8 protein-coding genes and 1 tRNA gene are annotated in these 9,462 nt (G+C 57.1%); 2 read left to right on the top strand and 7 right to left on the bottom strand.

Annotated features, from left to right (window positions below):
• Positions 1-188: 188 nt before the first annotated feature.
• Positions 189-1,223, bottom strand: a complete 1,035-nt coding sequence (locus tag AC0TNJ_RS04090; RefSeq protein WP_473769223.1) for an aspartate-semialdehyde dehydrogenase — start codon at positions 1,221-1,223, stop codon at positions 189-191.
• A 536-nt stretch (positions 1,224-1,759) separates the two neighbouring features.
• Here AC0TNJ_RS04090 and AC0TNJ_RS04085 point away from each other — a divergent pair.
• Complete coding sequence (locus AC0TNJ_RS04085; RefSeq protein ID WP_473770327.1) at positions 1,760-3,655, top strand: MFS transporter; 1,896 nt, start codon at positions 1,760-1,762, stop codon at positions 3,653-3,655.
• A gap of 63 nt (positions 3,656-3,718) precedes the next feature.
• Here the strand turns inward: AC0TNJ_RS04085 and AC0TNJ_RS04080 are convergent, their stop codons facing one another.
• The 6 genes from AC0TNJ_RS04080 to AC0TNJ_RS04055 all read right to left on the bottom strand — a co-directional run bounded on the left by AC0TNJ_RS04080 (position 3,719) and on the right by AC0TNJ_RS04055 (position 8,974).
• Entirely contained in the window at positions 3,719-4,771 is a 1,053-nt protein-coding gene (locus AC0TNJ_RS04080; RefSeq protein WP_473769222.1) for a bifunctional transcriptional activator/DNA repair enzyme AdaA, read from the bottom strand.
• Positions 4,772-4,891: 120 nt separating this feature from the next.
• A complete protein-coding gene (gene leuB / locus AC0TNJ_RS04075) occupies positions 4,892-6,007 on the bottom strand; it encodes a 3-isopropylmalate dehydrogenase (RefSeq protein ID WP_122002572.1) in 1,116 nt (371 codons plus the stop codon).
• Positions 6,008-6,290: 283 nt separating this feature from the next.
• On the bottom strand, positions 6,291-6,485 hold the full coding sequence (locus tag AC0TNJ_RS04070) for a Trm112 family protein (protein WP_122002573.1): 195 nt from the start codon (positions 6,483-6,485) through the stop codon (positions 6,291-6,293).
• Positions 6,486-6,502: 17 nt separating this feature from the next.
• Positions 6,503-7,198 (bottom strand): LON peptidase substrate-binding domain-containing protein, encoded by a 696-nt coding sequence (locus AC0TNJ_RS04065; RefSeq protein ID WP_473770326.1) that lies wholly within the window; start codon positions 7,196-7,198, stop codon positions 6,503-6,505.
• Positions 7,199-7,297: 99 nt separating this feature from the next.
• Complete coding sequence (trxA, locus tag AC0TNJ_RS04060; protein ID WP_122002635.1) at positions 7,298-8,260, bottom strand: thioredoxin; 963 nt, start codon at positions 8,258-8,260, stop codon at positions 7,298-7,300.
• A 192-nt stretch (positions 8,261-8,452) separates the two neighbouring features.
• A complete protein-coding gene (locus AC0TNJ_RS04055; RefSeq protein WP_473770325.1) occupies positions 8,453-8,974 on the bottom strand; it encodes a prolyl-tRNA synthetase associated domain-containing protein in 522 nt (173 codons plus the stop codon).
• Positions 8,975-9,361: 387 nt separating this feature from the next.
• Here AC0TNJ_RS04055 and AC0TNJ_RS04050 point away from each other — a divergent pair.
• Positions 9,362-9,436: transfer RNA gene (locus AC0TNJ_RS04050), tRNA-Gly, on the top strand.
• Positions 9,437-9,462: the final 26 nt, after the last annotated feature.

The raw sequence follows: 9,462 nt of genomic DNA, 5'->3' as shown, positions 1-9,462 counted from the left end.
CTTGCGAAGCAGATGATCTTTCGGGACCAGTTGATCGAGCGTCACCATCTCGAGCGCGGTCTGTTCGGCGGCGGGTTTCTTCAACATGACCCACAGAATCACAAAACCCCCGGCATAGCCAGGGGTTTGTCAGCAGGCTGAAGCGCCGGAAAACCGGCGCTTTTCAATCTCAGTACTGAGAAAACAGATCAGGCGGCAAGCGCCTTCGGCTTGATGAGGCCGCGTGCGACCAGAAGTTCGGCAATCTGGATCGTGTTGAGAGCAGCACCCTTACGCAGATTGTCGGAAACAACCCACATGGCAAGACCGTTTTCGACCGTGATATCCTCGCGGATGCGGCTGATATAGGTCGCGTCTTCGCCAGCGGATTCATAAGGCGTGATGTAGCCGCCGTTCTCGTGCTTGTCGACAACCTGACAGCCTGGGGCTTCGCGCAGGATTTCGCGCGCTTCTTCAGGCGTAATCGGATTTTCGAACTCGATATTCACCGCTTCGGAATGGCCAATGAAGACTGGAACGCGAACAGCCGTTGCCGTCAGCTTGATCTTCGGATCAAGCATCTTCTTGGTTTCGGCCACCATTTTCCATTCTTCCTTGGTGTAGCCGTCTTCCATGAACACATCGATATGCGGGATCACGTTAAACGCAATGCGCTTGGTGAACTTCTTCGCCGTGACCGGATCGGCCACGAAAACAGCGCGTGACTGTTCGAACAGTTCATCCATGCCTTCCTTGCCAGCGCCCGAGACCGACTGGTAGGTCGACACGACGACGCGCTTGATCTTGGCGACATCGTGCAGTGGCTTCAAAGCCACGACGAGCTGGGCGGTCGAGCAATTCGGATTGGCGATGATGTTCTTCTTGCGGAAGCCTTCAATTGCGTCCGGGTTCACTTCCGGCACAATCAGCGGCACTTCCGAGTCATAACGCCAGGCCGAGGAATTATCGATGACGACGCAGCCCTGCTTGCCGATCTTCGGCGACCATTCCTTGGAAATCTCGCCGCCGGCAGACATCAGGCAGATGTCGGTATCGGAGAAATCATACGTGTCGAGCGCCTTGACCTTCAGCGTCCGGTCGCCATAGGACACTTCCGTGCCCTGGCTGCGGCGCGATGCGAGCGCAACAACTTCGTCAGCCGGGAAGCCGCGTTCTTCGAGGATATTGAGCATTTCGCGCCCGACATTTCCGGTAGCGCCGACAACTGCAACCTTGAAACCCATTTTTCGTCTCCTGTCCCTCTCCGCTTCCAGATTCGGAACCCCGCAGGCCACGCGGGACTTCCGCCCCCGGGCCAGACCCGGGGAGAGGGCGAGCAGGCCAAGGGAATCAGACCGTTTTCGTGGTCGTTTTGGTAATGGCCGTGAGTGTTTTGAAAATCGAAGGCATGCGCGCTGCCCCGGCAAGAATGCCGGCAGTTCCAAGCGAAACTGACGCTACGTTGACGCGATCCACGCGGGTTCTCCTTCGTTCGCCACTGCTTTTACGCGGTTTATAGATGGAGTCAATTCTCCAACGCTTCAAGGAGCGTATTTTTCGACGCTTTGTTGTTTCTTCCAGTATTTCAAGCCGTCAATTCTGTCTCATACTAAAGACTACTGCACGAATCCCCTTTTTCGGTTCATCATGCAAGTGTGAGGAGAGCGCCCGGACAGTTGAGAGGAACTGTTCCCGGCGCATCAGGCGAACTTCATTTACCCGGTGAAGAAGGATCGTCTTACATTTGCCCGTCAGGGGCTCTGTTTGGGAGGACAGATTAATGGCAGTCTCGTCAAGTGCCGATGTGGGCACGCAGAAAATGACGAGCGAAGAACGCAAGGTGATCTTTGCGTCATCGCTTGGTACCGTCTTCGAATGGTACGACTTTTATCTCTATGGAACGCTCGCTGCCTTCATCGGCGCGGCTTTCTTCAACGAATATCCGGAAGCAACCCGAAACATCTTCGTTCTGCTCGCCTTCGCGGCAGGCTTTCTCGTCCGTCCGTTCGGCGCGCTCGTTTTCGGGCGCATCGGCGATCTCGTCGGCCGTAAGTACACATTCCTTGTTACCATCGTCATCATGGGCGCATCCACTTTCCTCGTGGGTGTCCTGCCCGGCTCCGCCACGCTCGGCATTTTCGCCCCGATCATCCTGATCGCGCTGCGCATGTTGCAGGGCCTCGCACTCGGCGGTGAATATGGCGGTGCGGCCACCTATGTCGCGGAACATGCGCCAAACAATCGCCGCGGTTTCTTCACGTCATGGATCCAGACCACTGCGACGCTCGGTCTGTTCCTGTCGCTGCTGATCATCCTCGGCATCCAGTCAGCCATGAGCAAGGAAGCCTTCGCGGCCTGGGGCTGGCGCATTCCGTTCCTCGTCTCGATCATCCTGCTTGGCATTTCCGTCTGGATTCGCATGCAGATGAGCGAGTCACCCGCTTTCAAGCGCATGAAGGAAGAAGGCAAAACCTCCAAGGCTCCGCTTTCTGAAGCATTCGGCCAGTGGAAGAATGCAAAGATCGCACTTATCGCCCTCTTCGGCCTCACCGCCGGTCAGGCCGTCGTGTGGTATTGCGGCCAGTTCTATGCGCTGTTCTTCCTGCAGAACGTCTTGAAGGTGGAAAACCAGTCGGCCAATATCATGGTGGCCATCGCGCTCCTGATCGGCACCAGCGGCTTCGTCTTCTTTGGCTGGCTGTCGGACAAGATCGGGCGCAAGCCCATCATCATGGCGGGCCTGCTTCTTGCGGCTGTGACCTACTTCCCGCTGTTCAAGGCGCTGACCAATGCCGCCAACCCGGCACTGGCACAGGCTGAACAGACAATCAAGGCAACTGTGACGGCTGCGCCCGGCGATTGCAACTTCCAGTTCAACGCCACCGGCACGTCCAAGTTCACCACGTCTTGCGATGTCGCAACAAGCTTCCTCGCAAAGACCTCGGTGCCGTACGAAATCGTCCAGACGGCGGCGGCTGGCACTGCTGCAACCGTCACGATCGGTGACAGCACGATCACGTCCTACGACGCTGTTCAAGCCGGAGCCGATGCTGCGACCAAGCAGTCGGCATTGGCTCATGACGTAAACCTTGCTTTGCAAAAAGCCGGTTTCCCGCTCGTTCGCGACCCCGCGAAAGTGCCGGACAGCAAGCTCGAAGCATTCGTCGCTGCCAATCCGGAGCTTCAGCTGAATGCCGAAGCCATCCGCGCCGGCGACAAATCCATGGTTCCGGCTGCCGATCTGGTGAAGCAGAAGCTTCTGACCCAGACCGAAGCTGACGGCCTTGGCGTCAGCACCGGGCAGGCCGTCTACACCATCCCGAATGCTGGCGCATTCAAGATGGTTGCCGACCCTGCACAGGTGAACTGGGTCCTGACAATCGCCATCCTGACCATCCTCGTCATCTATGTGACGATGGTGTACGGCCCGATAGCCGCGATCCTCGTCGAGATGTTCCCGACCCGCATCCGCTACACCGGCATGTCGCTGCCATATCACATCGGCAATGGCTGGTTCGGCGGCCTGCTTCCGGCTGGCGTGTTCGCACTCAGCGCCGCCAAGGGCGACATCTATTACGGTCTCTGGTACCCGATCATCATCGCCTCCGTCACCTTTGTGATCGGCATGATCTTCGTCAAGGAAACCAAGGGCGTGGATCTGCACAAGGTCGACTGATCCCGCAAAAAACGATGCGAAACGCCGCCTCCAGGGGCGGCGTTTTCATATTCGTATGGTGCACTATCGGCGATATTGCGCCTCGATCTCGATCAGCTTCTGCTTGCGCCAGAGACCGCCGCCATAGCCCGTCAGCGATCCGTCCGCGCCAATCACGCGATGGCAGGGAATGATGATCGCGATCTGGTTCGCGCCATTGGCCCGCGCAACCGCACGCACGGCAAGCGGCTTGTCGATAGCTTGCGCAAGCTCGCTATAGCTGCGTGTGTCGCCTGCCCGGATGTTCTGCAGCGCACGCCAGACATCTTGCGTAAAAGCACTGCCATGCAGGACCAGCGGCAGGTCGAACGTCGGAGAATTACCCTCGAAAAAGGCATTCAGCTGACCTTCCACCAGATCATGCGTTTCAAAACGACCGATCCCCAGATTACCGCGACAGGTGGCATGGAGCTTCTTCAGTTCAGCGGGCAGCGCCTTGCGATCCACGAATTCGAGAAGATGCAGGTTTCGGGCATCACAGATGGCGATCATCGTGCCCAGCGGCGTCCTGATCCAGTCGGCACGCAGCAAACCATCGCCCCGCAATTTGCCAGGCGGAAGCCCAAGAATGCGCGCAAAGGCATTGCGGAAAGCTTCGGGAGATTCAAATCCCGCGTCAATCTGCGCATCAATCACACGTCCGCCATCGGCAAGCGCCTGAAATCCGTGCCGCAGACGCTCCTGCCGCGCCATTTCCAGAAACGTCATTCCAAAATGGCGGCGGAAACTGCGGCGAACAGTCGATAGATCAAGCCCCATTCGGGCCACATCCTCTTCGCTCCAGCGCCGCGCAGGATCGGATTCAAGCGCATCGAGAAGCATTTTCACCGCAGGTTCGGATTCCGCTGCCGGTTGCAGGGGATGGCATCTCTTGCAGGGCCGGAAGCCATCGGCCATGCATTCGGCAACCGACGCAAAGAAGCGGCAGTTTTCCTGTTTGGGCTTGCGCGCCGGACAGGTCAGGCGGCAGAAAATTCCGGTTGAGATTACGCCGACATAGGCCCTGCCCTCATAAGCGGCATCGCGGGCGACAAGCGCATCGTAAAGTTTGTCTTGGTCAGGGAGCGTGAACAACATGCCGCTATTCTTATGCAGCACGCCATGAATTTACAGCCTCAAATCGGGCACTTATTCAAAAAAGAAAAGCCCGCCATGCGAGTAGCATGACGGGCTTCCGTTCTTATGATTTTGTCGCGCTTATTCAGCCGAGAGCTTTGAAAACTTGTCGAGGATGGCATCGCCCATTTCGACAGTGCCGACCTTGGTTGTACCTTCCGACCAGATGTCGGCGGTGCGCAGACCGTCATCCAGCACCTGAGCAATCGCTGCTTCCAGACGGTCGGCTTCTTCAACGAGATTGAACGAGTAACGCAGGCACATGGCAAGCGAGGCAATCATCGCAATCGGATTGGCGACGCCCTTGCCGGCGATATCCGGCGCGGAACCGTGAACCGGCTCATACAGCGCCTTGCGCTTGCCGGTCTTGGAATCGACCGCACCGAGCGAAGCCGATGGCAACATGCCGAGCGAGCCGGTCAGCATCGCGGCAACGTCCGACAGCATGTCGCCGAACAGATTGTCGGTCACGATCACGTCGAACTGCTTCGGCCAGCGCACGAGCTGCATGCCGCCAGCGTCGGCCAGCATATGTTCCAGTTCCACGTCGGCGTGCTTTTCCTTGTGACGCGCGGTCACGACCTGGTTCCACAGGACGCCCGACTTCATCACATTGCGCTTTTCCATCGACGTGACCTTGTTGCGGCGCGTGCGCGCCAGCTCGAAGGCAACATCGGCGATACGTTCGATTTCGTAGGTGTCATAGACCTGCGTGTCGATGCCACGCTTCTGGCCGTTGCCAAGATCGATGATTTCCTTCGGCTCGCCAAAATAGACGCCGCCGGTCAGCTCGCGCAGGATGAGGATGTCGAGGCCCTCGATCACTTCCGGCTTCAGCGAGGAAGAATGAGCCAGCGCCGGATAGCAGATGGCCGGGCGCAGGTTTGCATAAAGCTGCATGTCCTTGCGCAGACGCAGAAGACCGGCTTCCGGGCGCACTTCATAAGGCACGCTATCCCACTTCGGACCGCCAACGGCACCGAAAAGCACGGCATCGGCAGCCAGAGCCTTCTCCATATCCGCATCGGAAATCGCCTGGCCATGCGCGTCGTAGGCAGAACCGCCAACCAGACCTTCTTCGGTTTCGAAACCAAGATTGAGTCCCGAATTGAGGAAAGCGATGATCTTGCGGACTTCCGCCATCGCCTCTGGACCGATGCCGTCGCCGGGCAGGAGAAGGAGTTTTCTGGATGCCATAATGCCAAGCCTCTGTTTTATTTCGAATATTCCGCGAAACGGAGAGCCGTTTCGCCAGGAATTCTGCGTTCGAATTCACGGCATCAACGACCGGCGCGATGCCTTCCGTTACTGCCTTTTTCAAGTTCCGCGAGGGTTATAGAGCCCTGTTGTCCGACAAGCAATAATGCGCAGGGCTGAAACTTATGAAAAAGATGAGGGCTTGTGCAGAAATTATATAACCATCAATCCGGCATGCGCTGCTCAGCGTCTCGTGCTTCACAACCGATGAGCCGGCTTGCGGTCAGTCCGTCAGGCTGCGCGCTTCGGAAGGCAGCATGATCGGGATGCCACCGCGAACCGGATAGGCAAGCTTTGCCTTGCGCGAGATCAGCTCGCCATGTTCCGCATCATATTCCAGCGGCCCCTTGGTGAGCGGGCAAACGAGCAGTTCCAGCAGGCGCACGTCGATATTGCCGGTATCCGTCTTGTCTTCCATTGTCCTGTTTCCGAAATCTATTGCAAACGCGAACTGAAATCGTCGTCTTTCACCTTGGCCAATACCATTTCGGTGATGGCGATCAAGGTCGCTGCACGCGTCTTCAGATCGGGAGCTTCCAGAAGCGCCTGTTTTTCAGCCGGGCCGAATGGTGACATGATGGAAAGCGCGTTGACGAGAGTTTCGTTGTTCGCCCGCGCGATACTGTCCCAGTCCGCTTCCAGATTGTGCGCTTCCAGATAATCGCGGAATGCACCCAGCAAGGCATCCCGGTCGATTTCCGATGAATCCCGCGCTTCTTCCAGATCGGCCAGAAACGGCATGATCCGGCATTGCCGGTAAGGCTGGCGGCAGTTGACTTCCTCGCGCACGCGAAAACGGCAGATGCCCTGAAGGGTAATCAGCAAGCGGCCATCGCCGGTCTCGGCAAAGGTCGTGATGCGGCCAAGACAACCGATATTGCTCAACTGGGGACGAAAGCTCTCATCCAGTTCGTCGATCCTCTCGTCATCGTCGCCATCGATTTTCGGCTGGATCAGGCCAATGATGCGTTTGCCCGCCAGGGCATTCTCCACCATCGCCAGATAGCGCGGCTCGAAAATGTTAAGCGGAAGCTGGCCGCCGGGCAGAAGCAGCGCCCCCTTCAACGGAAAAACCGGCACGGTTTCCGGTATGTCAGCGCCCGTTCTATAACGGGCATTGCCCACCTGCATTGCAACCTCCTTTTAGAGCCCACCGCAGGGTGGTTCTAACAGTTGGATTCTGTGTGACGGGAAAACGCAATTTACCCGCCACATCCCGACCGCATGCGATCAGGAAAAGAGAAGAGACGACAGCTTGCGCCGAGCGCCGAGCGTCGCCGGATCGGCATTGCCCCACGCCTCAAAGAACTGGAGCAACTGCTTGCGCGCACCATCATCGTTCCACTCGCGACTGGCCTTCATGATGAAAAGCAGCTCATTGGCTGCATCTTCACGCCGCCCCTGCGCGTTGCGCACCTGCGCAAGATCGAACCGGGCCTGATAATCCTTCGGATCGGCCTGAATTCGCTTTTCAAGCTCAATCGGATCGCCAATGAGCTTGACCTGATCGGCGAGCGCAAGACGCGCTTCCAGTGCGCGAACGGCAGGCGCATTCTGCTTGTCGGCAGGAACCTGGGCCAGAATTTCGCGCGCCTTTTCCGCATCGCCGGATTCCAGAACGCAAGTTGCAAGTCCGACGACTGCATCGACATTATCCGGCACGGCCTGAAGAATGGAGGAGAAAATCTCCGCTGCCTGAACGAAATCTCCGGCTTCCATCAGCTCATTCGCCGCTGTGACCGCCTCGGCAATCGCAGTTTCCGCGTCGCTCGGACCGCCGATCTTGGCAATGAATTCCTTCACCTTCGATTCCGGCACCGCGCCCATGAAACCATCGACCGGCTGGCCATTGACGAAAGCGATGACCGCCGGAATGGACTGAATGCCAAGCTGGCCAGCGATGGACGGATGATCGTCGATATTCATCTTGACCAGCTTGACGGCGCCGCCAGCCTCGCGAACCGCTTTTTCGATGATCGGGGTCAGCTGCTTGCAAGGTCCGCACCATGGCGCCCAGAAGTCCACCAGCACCGGCTGCCTGCGGGATTCTGCGATCACATCTGCCTGAAAGCCTGCCGTCGTCGTGTCCTTGACAAGGTCCGCGCTTCCCGAAGCTGCGGGCGCCGAACCGAAAGAGACATTCGCCGTCATCTGGCCGCCTGCGCCGGCATAAGGATTGTTCTGGCTGGTCATGAGAAATTCCTTCGTATTTTCCGCCCCATGCAAAGTCCGCATGCAAGCCGGTGTCGATCTTTCAGTTCGTATCTTCAACGGCGAAATTCAAGACGGTTGATCAGGCAATTTGCGCTGTAATCTAGCGCTCCCGCGCCTCACTTCAATCGCTGTTCGCCATGTGTGAAAAGGCAACCGGTTTCGAAAATCAGTTTATACCGAAGCATCCACCTTCGCACCCTCGGAAACGGCCAGAATACGCGGTTCGTGTCCCGTGGACTTCAGAAAAGCGACAAGATCGTCGCGCTTGATAGAGGTCGTGGCTTCGTTGGTCAGCGGATGCCCGTTGATGACATCATGTTTCATCAAATCGGCGTCGAGAACGACCTGCACATTATGCGCGGTATCGTTGACCGCACCGAATACGGTGACCGAACCGGGGATCACGCCCAGATATTCCATCAGCTTTTCCGGCTTGCCGAACGATACGCGGCTTGCCGCGCCGATCAATTGATGGATCGATTTCAGATCGACAACCGCATCTTCCTCTACCGTCACCAGAAAGAAATTGTCTTTCTTGTCCTTCAGAAAGAGGTTCTTCGTATGGCCGCCGGGAATTTCACCGCGCAGTTTTTGGGAATCGGCGACCGTGAACAAGGGAGGATGTTCGACCGTTTTCACTTCGATACCAAGTTTCTGAAGATAATCGTGAAGCTCGCTCGGCGACAAAGGCATGATTTCCACCCCATTCTGTTCGGCACTGATATGTTGGGCATGTCACCACGCTCCTCACGTTCGGCGACACGCAACAGCGCTTATAGACCATGGCTGCATGCTTAGAAACCATGCAACGCAAATTGGATTGATCGTTCGAAACGCCACGAGCTGACTCGCGCCGCAAGCGCCTGATTCCGCCATCCGCAGAGGTGCTTTTTTCCTGTTTCGCGGAGAAACCACAGCCGAAAACCTGACAAACACCTCTGGAAAAGATAATATTTACAGATAGTTATGATTTAACCGACTGCTAAATTCACTGAAACTGTATTTTCCTGCAATTTCCCTGTTGCAATCTCCGGGGCGTTGGTTCATATAGCGCCTGCCTGACGGAAACGACTGGCGCGAGCGGGTGTAGCTCAGGGGTAGAGCACAACCTTGCCAAGGTTGGGGTCGAGGGTTCGAATCCCTTCGCCCGCTCCAGTTTTCCGTTAAGTATAGGCAACAAA

The sequence above is a fragment of the Ochrobactrum sp. PL_is483 genome, assembly GCF_055816855.1.
Note: the sequence above shows the minus strand (reverse complement) of the source record. Positions and strands in the feature narration are given on the sequence as shown.

Bases quoted from the DNA above. Each gene is read 5' to 3' on its own strand.
- AC0TNJ_RS04085 (WP_473770327.1), top strand. From the start codon at position 1,760: ATGGCAGTCTCGTCAAGTGCCGATGTGGGCACGCAGAAAATGACGAGC.
- AC0TNJ_RS04090 (WP_473769223.1), bottom strand. From the start codon at position 1,223: ATGGGTTTCAAGGTTGCAGTTGTCGGCGCTACCGGAAATGTCGGGCGC.
- AC0TNJ_RS04070 (WP_122002573.1), bottom strand. From the start codon at position 6,485: ATGGAAGACAAGACGGATACCGGCAATATCGACGTGCGCCTGCTGGAA.
- leuB (WP_122002572.1), bottom strand. From the start codon at position 6,007: ATGGCATCCAGAAAACTCCTTCTCCTGCCCGGCGACGGCATCGGTCCA.
- AC0TNJ_RS04080 (WP_473769222.1), bottom strand. From the start codon at position 4,771: ATGTTGTTCACGCTCCCTGACCAAGACAAACTTTACGATGCGCTTGTC.
- AC0TNJ_RS04055 (WP_473770325.1), bottom strand. From the start codon at position 8,974: ATGCCTTTGTCGCCGAGCGAGCTTCACGATTATCTTCAGAAACTTGGT.
- AC0TNJ_RS04065 (WP_473770326.1), bottom strand. From the start codon at position 7,198: ATGCAGGTGGGCAATGCCCGTTATAGAACGGGCGCTGACATACCGGAA.
- trxA (WP_122002635.1), bottom strand. From the start codon at position 8,260: ATGACCAGCCAGAACAATCCTTATGCCGGCGCAGGCGGCCAGATGACG.